12 protein-coding genes are annotated in these 18,397 nt (G+C 35.1%); 1 reads left to right on the forward strand and 11 read right to left on the reverse strand.

Annotation, left to right across the window (positions count from 1 at the left end):
- Positions 1–4: 4 nt before the first annotated feature.
- From AC0UBM_RS13055 to AC0UBM_RS13075, 5 genes are all read right to left on the reverse strand, one after another.
- Entirely contained in the window at positions 5–1,816 is a 1,812-nt protein-coding gene (locus AC0UBM_RS13055) for an OstA-like protein (RefSeq protein ID WP_475688893.1), read from the reverse strand.
- Between the two features lie 271 nt (positions 1,817–2,087).
- Positions 2,088–3,359, reverse strand: coding sequence for an adenylosuccinate synthase (locus AC0UBM_RS13060; RefSeq protein ID WP_414037288.1), 1,272 nt, complete (start codon positions 3,357–3,359; stop codon positions 2,088–2,090).
- Positions 3,360–3,371: 12 nt separating this feature from the next.
- The gene (locus tag AC0UBM_RS13065; protein WP_414037287.1) at positions 3,372–3,827 is read right to left on the reverse strand and encodes a Fur family transcriptional regulator; all 456 of its coding nucleotides are present in this window, start codon (positions 3,825–3,827) and stop codon (positions 3,372–3,374) included.
- A 28-nt stretch (positions 3,828–3,855) separates the two neighbouring features.
- A complete protein-coding gene (locus AC0UBM_RS13070) occupies positions 3,856–6,072 on the reverse strand; it encodes a RelA/SpoT family protein (RefSeq protein WP_414037286.1) in 2,217 nt (738 codons plus the stop codon).
- Positions 6,073–6,149: 77 nt separating this feature from the next.
- Positions 6,150–6,827 carry an SIR2 family NAD-dependent protein deacylase gene (locus tag AC0UBM_RS13075; RefSeq protein ID WP_475688894.1) on the reverse strand — a complete coding sequence of 226 codons (678 nt, stop codon included), beginning with the start codon at positions 6,825–6,827 and terminating at the stop codon, positions 6,150–6,152.
- A gap of 60 nt (positions 6,828–6,887) precedes the next feature.
- Between AC0UBM_RS13075 and AC0UBM_RS13080 the strand changes: the two genes are divergently transcribed.
- Entirely contained in the window at positions 6,888–7,553 is a 666-nt protein-coding gene (locus AC0UBM_RS13080) for a TrmH family RNA methyltransferase (RefSeq protein WP_475688895.1), read from the forward strand.
- A gap of 62 nt (positions 7,554–7,615) precedes the next feature.
- Here AC0UBM_RS13080 and AC0UBM_RS13085 read toward each other — a convergent pair whose 3' ends face one another.
- From AC0UBM_RS13085 to AC0UBM_RS13110, 6 genes are all read right to left on the reverse strand, one after another.
- On the reverse strand, positions 7,616–8,092 hold the full coding sequence (locus tag AC0UBM_RS13085) for a hypothetical protein (RefSeq protein ID WP_475688896.1): 477 nt from the start codon (positions 8,090–8,092) through the stop codon (positions 7,616–7,618).
- Positions 8,093–8,213: 121 nt separating this feature from the next.
- Entirely contained in the window at positions 8,214–8,846 is a 633-nt protein-coding gene (locus AC0UBM_RS13090) for a response regulator (RefSeq protein WP_414037282.1), read from the reverse strand.
- Between the two features lie 3 nt (positions 8,847–8,849).
- Positions 8,850–10,874 (reverse strand): tetratricopeptide repeat-containing sensor histidine kinase, encoded by a 2,025-nt coding sequence (locus AC0UBM_RS13095; protein ID WP_475688897.1) that lies wholly within the window; start codon positions 10,872–10,874, stop codon positions 8,850–8,852.
- A gap of 34 nt (positions 10,875–10,908) precedes the next feature.
- Positions 10,909–14,595, reverse strand: a complete 3,687-nt coding sequence (purL, locus tag AC0UBM_RS13100; RefSeq protein WP_475688898.1) for a phosphoribosylformylglycinamidine synthase — start codon at positions 14,593–14,595, stop codon at positions 10,909–10,911.
- A 161-nt stretch (positions 14,596–14,756) separates the two neighbouring features.
- Positions 14,757–17,015 carry an endonuclease gene (locus AC0UBM_RS13105; RefSeq protein ID WP_475688899.1) on the reverse strand — a complete coding sequence of 753 codons (2,259 nt, stop codon included), beginning with the start codon at positions 17,013–17,015 and terminating at the stop codon, positions 14,757–14,759.
- 110 nt (positions 17,016–17,125) lie between these two features.
- On the reverse strand, positions 17,126–18,337 hold the full coding sequence (locus AC0UBM_RS13110; RefSeq protein WP_434035333.1) for an RsmB/NOP family class I SAM-dependent RNA methyltransferase: 1,212 nt from the start codon (positions 18,335–18,337) through the stop codon (positions 17,126–17,128).
- Positions 18,338–18,397 lie beyond the last annotated feature (60 nt).

Raw genomic sequence — 18,397 nt, forward strand, 5'->3', positions numbered from 1 at the left:
AATATTAAGGTGTTTTTTTAGGACTAACAGGTTGTTTTATTGGCGTCTTTAAAGGCGTGTTTAGATTGGGAATGGAATCCTGCGAAGGCAAATGTCGTGAGGCCTTAGCGGGATCCTGAACGTTTTTAGATTTATTACTTTCTTCTGCGCTTTCTGCTCGTTCTATTAAGGCTTCATCGAAAAATTCGTCTTGAGGAATATAAGGCTCTAATCCTTTTATAACCGGAAGATTTAGTGGCGGATCGTCTTTAAATAAATCTTCTACACTTAAGGGACGCTCGTCTTCACGCCAATCGAATCCTCGTAATTTTTTTGCGTTGGCAGGGTACTTGGATTCCGGGTATAGGGTGCCATCTACTTCTGTGATTTTTCGTAACTCAACAATTTCGTTACCATCAAAAAACATGGAAATACTTGCCGATTTAGACTTTTCAATCCCAATTAACTCTTGTTTTTCGTTTCTTGCATAGTAAATCGATTCTGCATTTCGGATAATATCGACCTGTCTCAATTGGTTTTGTTCATTAAACAGACCATATAATCTCAGTCCAGAAATCTGATTAAAACCAGAACCAACAGTATCTTTACTAATAATAAAGGCATTGTCGAAAACGATAAGGGAATCTAATTTTTCTTCTTTCGCATTCGATTTTATGTGAATGGTATCTCCTGTCATTTGGCTACCTACATTCCAAATAATTGGGCGGCGTTTTACAGCAAAATTGTCTTTTGGCGCTAATCTGGAAAGGTTAATAAGCTGCGTTAAACCAGAGAATTGATCTACATGTATAGAATCTGCTTTCCCACTCATATCCGATTTATACATCTTAACATTTCTAAACGCCCTTGTAATTCTATGTTCTGGTTTCCCCGTCACCATTAAGGTATCTCCATGAATGTATAGCGAATCCTTTTCTTGAACAGAAATAGCTAAGGCACGTTTGGTGATAAATACAGAATCTTTTTCACGATAGACCTCTGCATAATGTCCTTTAATTACACTGCTGTTTAACGTGTCGATTACTGTTATATTATTCGTTGCAGAAGCAAAACTCGTATTTCTATTAAAATATAAACTATCTCCTTTAATGGTTCGATTGTCGTAATCGATTCTTGAATTTTTAATAAAGTACCCGATATCATTGGTAGTGTCGTAAAAACCACGCTCGCAATATATTTTAGATGCATCACCAGTAATTGTGCTAGGTCCGTACATATAGGCTAGTGCGTTTTCGGTATAGTAATCAAGTTGTTCGGTTTCCAGAACGTATTGCGGATTTACGAGTTTGACATCTTTAACAAACTGATATTTTTGAATATCCATATAATAGCGACCAATTCGGCTAGTAATAGTCCCTGAAGAATCTCTAACAACCGTACCTCCAGATTTATAAAATGCTTGTTGTTTAGTACGGTCAAAGTACAAAGTGTCTGTTTTTAATACAGAACTTGGCTCTGTTAATACAACATCGCCACTCGCAAAGGCTAATTTGGTTTTTCCGCTATATTCTACATATTTAGCATCCATATTTATGGTGTCGCCTTGTTTCATTTTTACATGACCATAAGCTTCAATGAAATCTTCTTTTCCGTAGTGTATGGCTTGGTCACACCACATGTTTATCCCTTCATGTATAATGTGAATCTGACCAGAATCGTCTCGGGTTAAAACTTTTGCATCCGGATATTTGACTTCGTCGTAAGATAGGAATCCTGAATATTCAATTTCAATTCGCTTTTGTTGTTGCGCATGAAGTTGCATACACGAAATGAAAAGAAGTAATATAGATATTAAGCGTAGTTGAGCTGTTTTCAAATTAAAATATTTGGCACAAAAATAAGGATAATTATATTGCATAATTGTTTGTATAACAAAAAACGCTCCAAATTATTATGGAGCGTCGATTAATTTGTGTTAGACTATTTTGTTAGATAATCGCGATCAATAATTTAATATAGTTACATTTTATAAATACATTATAACAATCTGGTAAAAGCTGAAACTAAATTATAAAATGTGATTAATAAAAAAGCCTGCTTAAATGTATTTAAGCAGGCTTTTAAAAATTTAATATGATTTAACTATTTTATCTAAAAATAGTTTCTTTTCTATCTGGACCAACAGAAACAACAGTAATAGGTGTTTCTAGCGCTTTTTCTAAGAAAACGATATATTCGTTTAGTGCTTGTGGAAGTTCAGAGTCGTTAGACATTTTTGTAAGATCTTCACTCCAACCATTAAATTCGGTATAAATTGGCTCTACATTTTCAGGTTCGATGTTATAAGGGAAATGTTCGATAACTTCACCTTTATATTTATACGCAGTACAGATTTGTAACTTATCAAAACCAGATAATACATCGGCTTTCATCATCATAAGTTGCGTTACACCATTCACTTGACAAGCATATTTTAAAGCGACAAGATCTAACCAACCACAACGACGTGCACGTCCTGTTGTTGCTCCGAATTCGTGTCCTACTTTTGCCATAGTTGCACCATCCTCGTCGAATAATTCGGTAGGGAAGGGGCCAGAACCTACACGTGTCGTGTATGCTTTGAAAATTCCGAAAACCTCTCCAATTTGATTTGGAGCAACTCCTAATCCTGTACAAGCTCCAGCAGCAGTTGTGTTACTAGATGTTACAAAAGGATATGTTCCGAAGTCGATATCTAAAAGAGAACCTTGAGCTCCTTCTGCAAGAATTGTTCTACCTAACTTTTGAGCTTGGTATACATATTCTTCAGAATCGATGAATTTTAAAGATTTTAAAACTTTTACAGCCTCAAAAAATTCAGTTTCAAGTTCTTTTAAATCGTATTGAATTTCAACATTGTAAAAATCGATCATAGCTTCGTGCTTATCTGCTAAAGCTCTATAACGTTCTTTCCAATCGCTTAATTCTAAGTCTCCAACACGTAAACCATTACGGCCAGTTTTGTCCATGTACGTTGGACCAATACCTTTTAAAGTCGAACCAATTTTGGCTTTTCCTTTAGCCGTTTCACTAGCAGCGTCTAATAAACGGTGTGTTGGTAATATAATGTGTGCTTTACGAGAAATAAGAAGTGATTTTCTATAATCTACATCTTGCTCTTCAAGCTTATCTAATTCTTTTTTGAAAATTACTGGGTCAATAACAACACCATTACCTACTAAGTTCATAGCCTCGTCGTGGAAAATTCCAGAAGGAATGGTATGTAAAACATGTTTTTTGCCGTTAAAAACTAAAGTATGTCCTGCGTTTGGACCACCTTGAAAACGTGCTATGATATTGTATTTAGAAGTAAGTACATCGACAATTTTTCCCTTGCCTTCATCACCCCATTGTAACCCTAGTAGTAAGTCTACTGCCATTATAAAAGTATATTATTTGGTTGTTGTTTTTCTGTTGCCATAAAAGTATAGCGAATGATTTTTAATTTCAATGTCAAAAACCTCTTCAATAGTTTTTTTTATGGATTGAATACGTGGATCGCAAAATTCGATCACTTCACCGGTATCTGTAAGGATAACATGATCGTGTTGTTTATCGAAATACGATTTTTCGTAATGTGCTTGATTTTGACCAAACTGATGTTTTCTAACTAAGTTGCAACCTAAAAGAAGCTCTATAGTATTGTAAAGCGTTGCACGACTAACACGATATTTTTTGTTTTTCATATTCAGATATAGAGATTCTATATCGAAGTGAACTTCACTATCGTAAATTTCTTGAAGTATAGCATAACGTTCAGGTGTTTTACGGTGCCCGTTATCTTCTAGAAATTTCGTGAAGACATTCTTTACAATGTCCTGATTTTTTGTATCTGATTTTAAACTCATAATTTCAACGACAAATTTACATATAATTTTAGATTCTAGACACCTTATCTATACCATTAATTTTTTTAAGATTTGTAACCAACTTATTAAGCATCGAATTATTCTTAACAATTACGTTAATTTTCCCAAAAAACAGTCCGTCGTCGGTTTGAAAACTTATGCTTTTAATATTAACATGCATATTGTTTGAGATAACTTTAGTTATGGCATTTACTAATCCCATATTATCTAAACCAGATATTTTCAATTGAGCAGAAAATTCTTGTTGAGAAGAATCAATCCATTTCGCTTGAATAATACGGTAGGCATAATTAGATTGCAAAGATACGGCATTTGGACAGTTTTTCTTATGCACTTTAATCCCTTCATTAACGGTTATAAATCCGAACACTTGGTCTCCAGGTATAGGGTTACAACAGTTGGCCAGTTTATAGTCCAGTTGTTCTTCTTCTTTTCCAAAAACTAGTAAATCGTATTTTGCAATGACTTCGTCTTTTTCAAGATCTTCTTTAGTGACATTAGAACGACGCGTAATTTTATTCTTAAAGAAACTAACCAAAGCGTTGCTTCTAGACGATGCATATGCTTTTAGCTGTGTATTGTCTATAGCACCAATACCTATGCGGTAAAATAAATCTAAACTTGTTTTTAATTTGAAATAGTGAACCAACTCATTAACAGATTTTTCATTTAAATCTATTTTAAGTTGCTTTAATTTTCGTCTTAAAATTTCTTTCCCGTCTTCACCTATGCGTTTTTTATCTTCTTTTAAAGCCGATTTTATTTTGCTTCTTGCTTTGGCTGTAGTCGCATAATCTAACCAGTTTGCATTGGGTTTAGCGCTGTCGGATGTTAAAATATCCACCTGATCTCCACTGTGAAGCTTGTAACTAAGCGGTACTAATTTACCGTTTACTTTGGCTCCTCGAGTTCGCATGCCTACCTCGGTATGTATGTTAAATGCAAAATCTAAAGGTGTCGCATCTTTTGGTAACGATTTTAAATCTCCTTTAGGAGTAAAGACAAAAATTTCTTTTGCATATAAGCTGAGTTTAAACTGCTCTACAAAATCGACGGCATTAGTTTCGTTATTTTCTAAAGCATCTTGAAGTTTCGCTACCCAAGAATCTAAACTGTCTTCTTTTTCGGTACCTTGTTTGTATTTATAGTGTGCAGCATATCCTTTTTCTGCAATTTCATTCATTCGTTCACTACGAATTTGAACTTCTACCCAACGTCCTTTTGGCCCCATAACTGTAATATGCAAGGCTTCGTATCCTGTAGATTTAGGTGAAGAAATCCAGTCTCTTAATCGGATTGGGTTTGGCCTAAAGTGATCTGTAACTATAGAGTAAATTTTCCAAGCTATAAATTTCTCATTCGCAGGATCGCTTTTATAAATAATTCTAACCGCGAATTTGTCGTAAACTTCATCAAAAGATACGCCTTGTTTCATCATTTTTCTACGGATAGAGAAAATGGATTTTGGGCGTCCTTTTATGGTATATTCTAAACCTTCTTTATCGAGCGATTTTTCGATTAATTCGTTAAATTCTCTAATGTATTCGTCTTGTTCCTCTTTGCTGTCTTTTATTTTATTTAGAATATCTAAATACACTTCCGGTTCGGTGTATTTTAAACTTAAATCTTCTAACTCTGTTTTGATATTATACAGTCCGATACGGTGCGCTAAAGGTGCATAAATATAAAGTGTTTCGCTCGCAATTTTTATTTGCTTATCGGCTCGCATAGAGTCCATAGTCTGCATATTGTGCAAACGGTCTGCGATTTTAATAATGATAACACGAACATCATCATTTAAAGTCAGCAACATTTTTCTGAAATTCTCTGCTTGCAACGATACGTCTTCCATATCTTTAGACATGGACGAAATCTTGGTTAAACCTTCTACAATTAATGCAACAGTTTCTCCAAAAAGTTCTCTAATATCGTCTACAGTATATCTAGGGCAATCTTCTACAACATCGTGTAGCAAAGCGGCCGCAATACATGTGGCATCCAAACCAATTTCTTGTGCTACCAATCGGGCTACAGCAATCGGGTGAAATATATAGGCTTCGCCAGATTTTCGGCGTTGGTCTTTATGGGCATCAACAGCAATTTCGAATGCCTTTCTAATCAGTTTTTTATCATCATCAGAAAGGGTTCGGTAACTTACCTTTAAAAGGTCTTTATAAGCTTTTGCAATCGTTGCATTTTCTTGTTCTATCTCGGCATCTGTCATAAAACTAAAAGTAGTTTAAAGAATGTTAACTTACAAAAGTAATACTGTTTTTCGGTAACAGTGAAACTATATAATGTTTACTTTAAAGATAATGTTTTTAATACAGTTTTCATGCCAGAAGTTGCATTTTCGCGAATCGTGGTTACCTGCTTGTTTTTCATTGCTGCGGGATTAGGGTCTATGTAATATACAGGTGTTTGTTCTTCAACATAATGCATTAAACTCGCCGCCGGATACACTTGCATAGAGGTACCAATAATAATTAAAATATCGGCAGTTTTGCACTGTTCAATAGCAACATCTATCATAGGTACAGCTTCTCCAAACCAAACTATGTGTGGCCTAATTTGATGTCCGTTTTCGCATACATCTCCAAGTTTTATATCTGTATTCCAAGGTAGAATGTTCTCGTTATTAACACTTTTGGCTTTAAGTAATTCGCCATGTAAATGAATAACTTGTGTACTACCGGCACGTTCGTGCAAGTCGTCTACATTTTGAGTGATGATTGTCACCTTATAATCTTCCTCTAAAGCCGCTAAATCGAAATGCGCAGAATTAGGTTTTACTTCGCCTAATTGCTTTCGGCGCTCGTTATAAAATTGTAAGACTAATTCTGGATTTTTAGCAAAACCTTCAGGAGTTGCTACTTCCATAACATCATGGCCTTCCCATAAACCATCACTATCTCTAAAGGTTTTTAACCCACTTTCGGCACTAATTCCTGCACCACTAAGTACAACTATATGTTTCATTAGTTAAAAATAAGAAATCATTTTTATAAATTCGAAGATTCTAACTAGCAAACTATTTTAATGATCGATTTAAAGCTTCTTGAACACTTAGAAAACATAATTACGCCAGAGCGTAAAGCAAGATTTGATACGGTTTTACCCGAACGCACCAAGTACTTTACAGTAGCTACGGAAGATGTATATCAACTACACAACACCAGTGCGGTAATTAGAAGTTGCGATGTGTTTGGTATTCAGGAAGTGAATATTGTTGAAGAGAAAAACTCAAAACGCATTGACCGGGAAATTGCTATGGGAGCACAGAAGTGGGTCGATTTAAATCGCTATAATCATGTAAAAGATTGTATAACGGATTTAAAACAAAAAGGCTATCAAATTGTAGCTACAACACCTCATGAAAACGATTGTGAATTGCATGATTTTGATGTTTCAAAACCAGCGTGTTTTTTCTTTGGAAGAGAAACAGAAGGGTTGTCGCAGGCTGTTTTGGATGAAGCGGATTCGTTTTTAAAAATTCCTATGGTGGGATTTACAGAAAGTTTAAACATTTCTGTTTCGGCTGCCATTATTTTACAACATGTAACGACTAAGCTTAAGCGCACTGATATTGATTGGAGACTTACCGAGCAAGAGCAGTTAGAAAAACGAATGGATTGGATAAAAAGTACAATTAAGAGTTACGATGAAATTGTAGAACATTTTTATTCAAACCAGGAAAACCAGTAAATAAATACATGATTTTAAAGTCAAACTCATTAAAATCGTTATATATAAGCTTAGCGATAGCTTTATTCCTCTTGCGCTTTAAATAGGTCGTTTAGGTTGGTGTAACTCGCTTTTAAAATGCTTTTATATTGTTGAAAAGACATGCCTAAATTCTTTTTAAATAAATAATTAATTTTAAGATGAGTACATTGGTAATGTTTTTTAAGCGCTGTTAAGGAGGCATTTTCGTTAGCATGTAAATGCATCACGATATTGTCTAGGACTGTAGGGCTTATAGATTTAAATTTAACCGATGACAAACTTTCTAAAAAATCATTTGGTTTTGCAGGCGTCATCTTAATATTTTGCATCTTTAAGTATCCTACATAAGTCGGCCGACATTTGGCGATATAATAATTGGTGCTTTTGGATTTAAGTATTAATGGTATAGCGTCAGGTTTGTAATAATTCACAGAGTGTGCCTTATCCGGCGTATAAATAATGTAACTATATCCATCTGGCTGTATTATATGGGTATCATCGTTATCACGTAATTCCACCGAAAAAACGTTAAGAATCCAATAATTAATAGGCGTGTAATATGTGTGCTGTTTTTGTATAAGGCGTTGTATTTAAGTTGTCTAATGTAAATATTGCCGCAGTTTTATACTATTAGTAAGCTTACGTATTAAAAATATTAGGGTTGTTTTTTAGCCACAAGAATAAGGCGTTTTGGCTAGTCGTGTCAATATCTAATTTTTTTATAATATTACTCCTATGTTTTTCGACTGTACGCTTTGAAATAAATAATTCTTCTGCGATTTGCGGACTGCTTAAATTCTTATTTAAATACTTCAAAATTTTTAGTTCGGTGGGAGTAAGTTGTTCTACGCAAGAATCTGGACTGCTATTTAAATGGATGCTACTTTGCAGTTTTTTACCAATGTAATTTATGTTGTTTTTTAGACTCTCTAGGCAGGCTTCTAGCTCTTCTAGAGCACAGTCTTTTGTAACGTACCCGTGTATGGATTTTCCAATTTCATTCAAAATGGATTCTTGTTTATGTAAGGTTAAAATAACAACTTTTGTGGTTAATAAATTACGTTTAATTTCTAGCGCAATTTCTAAACCGTTTAGTTTAGGCATATCAAAATCTAAAATAGCAATATCGGGCTGTAACTCTACAATTCTGTTGTAAGCTGCATTACCATCGGTCGCGGTGGCAACAATTTTAAACCATTTTTTTTCTAAAAATTCTTTAGTCCCATTTAATAGTAAAGGGTGATCGTCGGCAAGAAGAATAGTGGTCGCCATAATTTAGTCTTTTTGAATTTTTATCTGAATAGTTGTTCCTTTTCCTTTTATAGAATCAATGCTTAGCTGTGCACCAATTAACTGTGCACGTTCTTTTAAGGTTTTCATACCTAAACTATTTAATAATTTGGTGTTTTCGGTAACATCAAAACCAACACCATTATCTTTTATTTCAAACAGTATCGCGTCTTTTAAATTTTCTATGCGAATTATGCACGCCTTTGCTTCAGAGTGTTTTTCAACATTGTTTAAGCATTCTTGAAGTATTCTATAAATAAATATTTCTTTGTCTTTTGAAATCTCTAAAGATTCGACCTCTATATCTTCTGAATAGAAAATATTAGAATGCTTCTGAAAATTTTCTATTGTATTTTTTATCGAGTTTATTAAGCCTAATTTCTCAAACTGAAAGGGATGTAATTGCTGGGATATTGTTCTAATCTCATCAATAGCACTATCTACCAAAGCGGTGTCTGTTTTATTATCGCTTTCTAAAAATATTTTGTTCTTAATAAGTAATAAGCTTTGTCCAACACTGTCATGAAGCTCACTAGAAATGCGTTTGCGCTCTGCTTCGACACTATGAATTAAATCTTGAGCAAATACTTTTTGAAGCTGTGCATTCTTTTGTGAATATTTACGAGAACGCCATAAATAGATAATTGAAAATAAAGCAATAAGTAAAATGATGCTTAGCCATAGTAGTTGGGCTTTACGCGTGTTTTGTTCGTCTAGTAATTGTATTTCGCTGTTCTGATCTTTTATTTTCTGATCGCGTTTACTGGTTTCGTAAAGCGTTTGGTAATAACTTAATGCGTTGTTTTTCTGAATAGATTTTAAGGAATCTTCAATCTTTTTAGAAGCTTTTAGGTGGGTGTAAGCATCTTCATATAAATTTAATTTTTCGTATACTTTAGCCAATAAAGCCTCTGCGTCTTCTATGTTTTCTATATTGTTAGATGTTTTTACAAGATCCAAATATTTTAAATTCCATTGTAAAGCGGTACGATAATCTTTTTCGGCATACGCTAAATGACTGCGTGCTCTGTAGTAATAATTCTCGTAAATACCTTCCATGTTTCTCTGGTCTTGTTTTAAAGTACTTAAATACGATTTTGCCTTAGCTATGCTGTCGTTTTCTGCATAAGCAATTACTAGAACGTTTAAAAGTATCGGATTAAAAAACTCGTAGTTATCCGATTTCTTATTTACGGCAACTGCTTTGTGTAAGTTTTCTAAGCGTTCTTTTTGGAGGTTTTGTTTTTTATAATCTGATGCTGTATTTACATATAAAGACACGAGTAACCCATAATTTTTAGTCTGTTTTGCTAGTGCAATGGCTTGTTCGCGCTCTTCTCTGGCTTCTTTTAAAAACCCATTAGCACTGTATAATATAGATAAAGCATTTTTAGAAGCAATAATATTAAAGGTGTCTTTAACCGTGACAAAAATTTTAGACGCTTCTTGTAAATGTTGAGATGCTTTGGGAAACTGACCTTCGTCCATAAAAGCATAACCTTGGTTTAATATGGCAAAGGCTTTAACGCGATCGTTACCGGCTTGTTCTGCATGTTTTATGGCCTTATTGTAATAAGATAGTGCTGTATCTACAGCTTTAGAAAAATAAAAACTATCTCCAACATCTATATAAATGCCAGCTAAGTTCCTATCGGTTATATGATCTTTTAGTGTATTAAAATACGTATTGAAAACGGTAATACCGTCTTCTGGTTTTCCTAATACATTATTGTAATAATTAATTAAGCCTTGTGTATTTCGAGAGGCAATACTAAAAGAGTCTAACTGTATAGCATAATCTATAGTCACTCTGCAAATGGAGTCGAATCCTAGTTTGGTATCGTGGTAGATTAGGTCGGTTAAGGTGTCTAGTAGCTGTAGTTTCTGACCTTTATGCTTTTCGGAGGTAATACGCGCTTTTAACGCATCAACTTTATGTTGATGCGTTATATCTTGCGCAAAAGTAATAGTATAGGTAAATAGTAATAATACTATGTAAGTAATTCTCATTTAGGCTGTTTAAAAAACCTAAATTAGTGAAAATTTACTCTTTAATGCCATCAATCCATTTTTTAGCATTTTCAAATGCTTCTAACCAAGGAGAAACCTCGTCTTTTCTGCCTTCTGGATAGTTTGCCCAGTTCCATTGAAAGGTAGAACGTTCTATATGTGGCATTGTTACTAAGTGTCTTCCTGAAGCGTCACACATCATGGCTGTATTAAAGTCGGAACCATTAGGATTTGCTGGATACCCTTCGTAACCGTATTTCGCTACAATGTTGTATTGGCTTTCTTCTTTAGGAAGGTTAAATTTTCCTTCTCCGTGAGAAATCCAAACTCCAAGTGTGCTGCCTTCTAAACTCGATAACATTACCGAATTGTTTTTCTGAATTTTCACAGAAGTAAATGAACTCTCGTGTTTATGCGAGTCGTTATGTAACATTTTTCCGTGAACGTCGTGTTCTGGATTAATTAATTCTAATTCCATCCATAACTGGCATCCGTTACAGATTCCAACAGACAGTGTGTCTTCTCTTTTAAAGAAGTTTTCTAATGCTGTTTTTGCTTTTTCATTATACATAAAAGCACCAGCCCAACCTTTAGCAGAGCCTAAAACATCCGAGTTTGAGAAACCACCAACAGCACCAATAAACTGAATATCTTCAAGCGTTTCACGACCAGAAATTAAATCGGTCATGTGTACATCTTTCACATCAAAACCAGCTAAATACATCGCGTTAGCCATTTCACGTTCAGAATTACTTCCCTTTTCACGAATAATAGCCGCTTTTGGTTTAGGCTGACTAGCATCTATGGTAGGACGCTTACCTGTAAAATGTTTAGGGAAAGTATATTGAAGTGGCTGATTTTTATAGTTTTCGTAACGCGCGTCTGCAACGTTATTTGCCGTTTGCTTTTTATCTAATAAATACGATGTTTTGTACCACACATCTCTTAATTCGGCAACATCAAAAGCAAATACATCTTCGTTGTTTTTAATGTTTATTTTTCCAGAAGTATTAGCCGTTCCAATTTTAAATACTTCAATATTGTTTTCAGCTAAAATAGATTCTACTGAAGCATCTGCTTGAAAAACAAGTCCTGCATTTTCAGAGAATAATATCTTAAGTGAATCTTCTTCATTTAAAGCTGTGAAATCATAATCGGCTCCTAAGTTTACATCAGCAAAACACAATTCTAATAGAGTTGTGATTAAACCACCTGAAGCAACATCGTGTCCAGCCTCAATTTTATCCGCTTTAATTAAGTCCTGAATCGCATTAAACGCATTCTTAACAAAGTCTGTATTCTTAACATCTGGGGTATCGTTTCCAATAGCGTTTAATGCTTGGAAGAAAGAACTACCACCCAATTTAAAGTCGTCTTGAGAGATGTTGATGTAGTAAATATTTCCACCATCAGCTTTTAAAAGAGGTTCTACAACTTTAGAAATTTCAGAACAATTTCCTGCAGCAGAAATAATTACTGTTCCAGGAGCAATAACGTCTTCGTTAGGATATTTTTGCTTCATAGAAAGCGAATCTTTTCCTGTAGGTACGTTAATCCCTAAGTCGATTGCAAATTCTGAAACGGCTTGAACTGCTTTGTATAATCTAGCATCTTCACCTTCATTTTTACAAGGCCACATCCAGTTTGCAGATAACGATACACTTTTTAAATTATCTTTTAAAGGGGCCCAAACAATATTGGTAAGCGATTCTGTAATGGCATTTCTACTACCCGCATCTGGCTGAATTAAAGCCGAAATAGGCGCATGCCCAATAGAGGTTGCAATTCCTTCTTTTCCGTTAAAATCTAGTGCCATAACACCAACGTTGTTTAACGGAATTTGTAAAGGTCCAACACATTGTTGTTTGGCTACTTTACCACCAACACATCTATCTACTTTGTTAGTTAACCAATCTTTACAAGCCACAGCTTCTAACTGCAACACTTGCTCTAAATAGATTTTTAAGTTTTTAGATTTGTAACGCGGATTTTTATATTTTCTGACAATGGTATTGTCTGTCATTATGGTTTTAGGCGAACTTCCAAACATATCTTCTAATGCTAAATCCATTGGCTTTTCACCAGTTGTTTTAGACTCGAAAGTAAAGCGGTCGTTTCCTGTAACTTCTCCAACATCGTAAATAGGAGAGCGTTCTCTATCTGCAATTTTATGAAGCGTTTCTAAATGTTTTTCTGCAATAACTAATCCCATACGTTCTTGAGATTCGTTACCAATAATTTCTTTAGCCGATAGGGTAGGGTCTCCAACAGGTAAACTGTCTAAATTGATTTTCCCTCCTGTATCTTCTACCAATTCTGAAAGACAATTTAAATGTCCTCCAGCTCCATGATCGTGGATAGATACAATAAAGTTTTCGTCACTTTCTACCATCCCACGCACAGCGTTGGCAGCACGTTTTTGCATTTCTGGATTAGAACGTTGTACCGCATTTAACTCGATACCCGATTCGAATTCTCCAGTATCTGCAGAAGACACTGCGGCACCACCCATTCCTATACGGTAGTTTTCACCACCAAGAATAACAATTTTATCGCCTTCTTTAGGCGTATCCTTTAAGGCTTGGTCTGCTTTACCGTAACCAATACCACCAGCCTGCATAATAACTTTATCGAAACCTAATTTTCTAGGGTTTGCTGTACTAGACGATGCATTCTCGTCGTGTTCGAAAGTCAATACAGAACCTGTAATTAATGGTTGTCCGAATTTGTTTCCAAAGTCGGATGCACCATTACTGGCTTTTATTAAAATATCCATTGGTGTTTGGTATAACCACGGACGTGCTTGCGTTTTTTGTTCCCACGGACGGTTTTCTTCTAAACGCGAATACGATGTCATGTAAACTGCTGTTCCTGCTAGAGGTAAAGAGCCTTTTCCTCCTGCAAGTCTATCGCGAATCTCTCCACCAGAACCAGTTGCAGCACCATTAAAAGGCTCTACTGTGGTTGGGAAGTTGTGAGTTTCTGCTTTTAATGAAATTACAGATTCGTAATTTTTCGTTTCGTAAAAATCTGGCTTGTCTGCCGTTTTAGGAGCAAATTGTTCTACAATAGGACCTTTTACAAACGCGACATTATCTTTATAAGCCGATACAATATCGTTAGGATTTTTGTTAGATGTTTCACGAATCATTTTAAATAATGACACCTCTTTTTCTTCACCATCGATAACAAATGTTCCGTTGAAAATTTTATGACGACAGTGCTCTGAATTGACTTGCGAAAATCCGAAGACTTCAGAATCTGTTAACGGACGCCCAATTTTCTTAGCAACACCTTCTAGATACGTCACTTCTTCGTCGCTTAAAGACAGCCCTTCTTGTGCATTGTAAGCGGCAATGTCTTCAATATTTAAAACCGGTTCTGGTTTAATATCAATTGTAAATGAGTCTTGATTTAATTCGTTGAATTTTTGAGAAATCATCGGATCGAAATCTGAAAAATCTTCAGCGACAGCTTCAAATTCTTCAATTCTAATAATGTCTGTGATACCCATATTTTGAGTAATTTCAACAGCATTTGTACTCCAAGGTGTAATCATAGCGGCACGAGGACCAACAAAAAAAGCATCGATTGATGCTTGTTCTAACTTAGGCTGGTTGCCAAAAAGCCACGATAATTTTGAAATAGTTTCAGTCGATAATTCTTTAACTGTTTGTACAGCAAATAATTTGCCGTTTACGTTTCCAAAGAAATGAATCATATAATGAGGTTTGTATTATTTTTTAAGAAAGGACAAAATTAGTGTTTTTTAGCGATATTTTTTCAAAAAAAGATAGAGTCTTTTTTCAGGGCTACAGCAGAATTTGTTTCATAAAAAAAGCGACCCAATTGGGTCGCTTTTCAAAATGAATTTTCAAGAAATTAATTCTTAACTAATTTTTTGCTAATCGTTTTGTTGTTTTGAGTCACTCTTAAAATATAAACACCCGATTGTAAGTTTTGAGTGCTAATACTAGTGCTGTTTTGTATGGTTTTAGAAAGTACTAATTTTCCTAACATATTGTAAATGTCAACCTGAGATGCTTCTCCGTTTGGCATTGCAATGTTTAGTAAATCTTCCATTGGGTTAGGATAGATTTTAACAGCATTTAGACTGTCGTCTTCAATACTTAAAGATGCATCGTAACACGTCCAAGCAAGGTTTTCAATAATAACACGGTCTGATGTTGTTGATTTATTATTTAATTCTAACGCTACTTCACCTTCAATGTTAATATTTTCAACAGTTATAGTTTGTACCACGTCGCTATAAGCAATTTGCCCAACTACATTTCCGTTTACTACCACATCAAAAGTTCCAGAACCACCAACAAATACACGTTGTGTCGTAACTGTTAATGTTCCGATACCTCCAGTTGTTTTAGGCGCAGTTAAGACACCATCTCTAATGGTGATAACTTTACTTAATTCGATATTCTGATCTATTCTAGCATCTGTAGCAGTCCATACTAAACCATTATCTCCAGTCCAAGTACGTTCTGTGTATGAACTGTCAGGAGCATCTTGAATAGGTGTAAGATTTGTAAATGTTTCTTCTGTACAGTAATCAGAATTTGTGTTTTCGTAACATGTCCAAGCCAGATTATCGATAACGATACGGTCACGATTATCTGAAGTAATATTATTTAATTCTACAGTTACGTTACCCGCAATATTAATGTTTTCAATAGTTGTAGTTTGTTCAAATTCATTGTAAGGAATTTGTCCTACAACCTCACCATTAACAACTAAATCTAGAGTTCCAGATCCACCACCAAAAACGCGTAGTGTTGTTACTGTTAAAGCACCTATACCATTACTAGTCGTTGGAGCGGTTAAAGATCCTGAATTGTTTTTGTCGATTGCTACGGCTTTTGATCCATCAATATTTTGGTCTATTCTAGCTCCAGTTGCAGTCCATTCTAAACCATTATCTCCAGTCCATGTACGATCTGCATATGAGCTGTCATTTACATCTATAGTTGATGATAGGTTTTCAAAACTTTCAGACGTACAATAATCCATTACAATTTCTCCTGTAGTGGTTGCTGAAATCGATTCTGATACCGCTGAAACATTATTAGAAGCATCCTCGGCAGTTATTGTAAACGCATAAGTTGTATCTGCATCTAAATCTGAAATTGTAATTGTATTTGTATACGCTTTTGTTAAGAACGTTCCATCCATGTATACATTGTAAGAGGCAACAGCAATATTGTCTGTAGACGCTGTCCATGTTAATGTAATGCTAGACGCTGTAATATCGCTTGAAGCAAGAGCTGTAGGTACTGTTGGTGCTTCTGTATCGTCCTCAGCGACGTTACCATCCCATAAATTCTGTGCATCTGCACCTCCCCAAATAGCAGTTGCTAAATATGGATTATCGATAAATGGGTTTCTGTTACCTTGGGCGTACGTATTAGATGTGTTTCCGTGGTAGGTGTTTCTTTGTTTTTCGAATTCTGAAACAGGATCTTCAATATTCCATTCCAAGAATAAATCAATCATGTCGTCAGGCGTTTGAGCAGCATCTCCAAAACCTACATTAGTTGGTAAACAACGCTCACCATATCTAATGTACATGTACATTACGATACGAGCACAGTCGCCTTTCCACTCGTCGCCAGGATACCAGCCACCGTTTGAAAAGTTTGAATTACCGCTACCATCTGCAAATTTTAAATTGTTACGGTCTGCGTTTCTACCAATGTCACTCGGACGTAGCATTTGGGCATCAGATCCAGGACCTTCTGTTCCTAAATTCGGAGTTCCTAAAGATTTTGCATAGATATGCTCACGATTCCACTCGCCTTGATTTCCTCCATTTTTGTTTTTATCTCTACTTCTGTCTGTAGAAATATTGTTGTCCGTATCGTCATAACCATACATTAAAAGTACGTTATTACTATTGTCAGGATCAAGATCTGTAACTTTTAACGCTTCCCATACTTCTGGAGTATACGTTAGTTCTTTAACATGTTTTGCAATGGTAACGGCGCTTAAGTCTTCTTTAAGTTCTACGCCGGTTTTAGAAAAGTTTACGGTGTTGTAATATGCTTGTAAGTCTTCAGGTGGATTTATTTGAGCAAAGCCAAATAGTGTTGAAAAGGTTAAGCATACTGATAAGTAAAAGTGTTTCATAGGGTATTATTTAAGTTGTTTTTGATTTGCGCCCAATTTACAAAATAAAAAAAGCTAGTAAAGAAAAATCTCTACTAGCTTTTAAACATTTTTGAATATTATTTATAGTCTTACTTTCTCTTAAGTAACGCCATATAAAATCCATCAAATCCTGTTTTGTGCGCGTAGATATTTTCGTCGCGCACTAAGGTAAAATCTTTTCCGAACTCCGATGTTAAGAAAGTGTCAACTTGTTGTCTGTTTTCAGATGGTAATACTGAACATGTGGCATAAACCAACTGTCCTTCAGCTTTTACCATTCTAGAATACGTTTGAAGAATTTCTTGCTGTGTAGCACGAATTCTATCTAAAAACTCCGGTTGTAATTTCCATTTCGCATCTGGATTTCTTCTTAATACACCTAAGCCTGAGCATGGTGCATCAATTAAAACACGATCTGCTTTATCGTATAATTTTTTAATCACTTTAGTCGATTCGATATGACGAGGTTCAATATTATGAGCTCCATCGCGTTTCGCACGACGCTTAAGTTCATGCAATTTGTGAGCATAAATATCTAAGGCTATAATTTGCCCTTTGTTTTCCATTAAAGAGGCCAAGTGTAATGTTTTTCCACCAGCACCAGCGCATGTATCTACAACACGCATTCCTGGTTCTACTTCTAAGTATTTAGCCACTAATTGAGAAGAGGCATCTTGCACTTCAAAATGTCCGTTTTTAAAACCTTCTGTGGTAAATACGTTAGCACGCTCTTTTAATTTAAGCGCATCAGGATATCCTTTTATAAACTCAGTTTCAATATCCAAGTCAAATAAATCGGCTTGTAATTTGTCTTTAGTAATTTTTAAGGTGTTTGTTCTTAGAACAACATCGGCTTGTTGGTTTAAAGCAGCAATTTCTTTGGTCCAAAGTTCTTCGCCTAATTCTTTAACACCAATTTCATCCATCCAATCAGGAATAGATTCTTTGAATTTTCTTATTTGAGACAATTCATCAAAACGTCCTTTAATTTTACGTGTTGGTGTGTTTTCAAAATATTTCCAATCTGGTAATTTAATACCTTTTAGAGTGGCCCAAACGGCAAATATTCTCCAAATATTATCTCTGTCGTAAGGCTCTTTTACTTCTGCTATTTCAGCATATAGGCGTTTCCAGCGAACGATCTCGTAAGTCGTTTCGGCTACAAAACCGCGGTCGCGACTTCCCCAGCGTTTATCGCGTTTTAATAATTGTTGAACAACTTTGTCGGCATAAACCCCTTCGTTAAAAATAAGCATTAACCCATCTACTACCGCAAAGCATAAATTTCTATGTAATCGCATTTTGTGTATTTAAGGCCACAAAGGTAAGTTTAATTAATTATTTTTAGCCAAAATTTTAAT

The organism is Formosa sp. F44 (assembly GCF_056238645.1).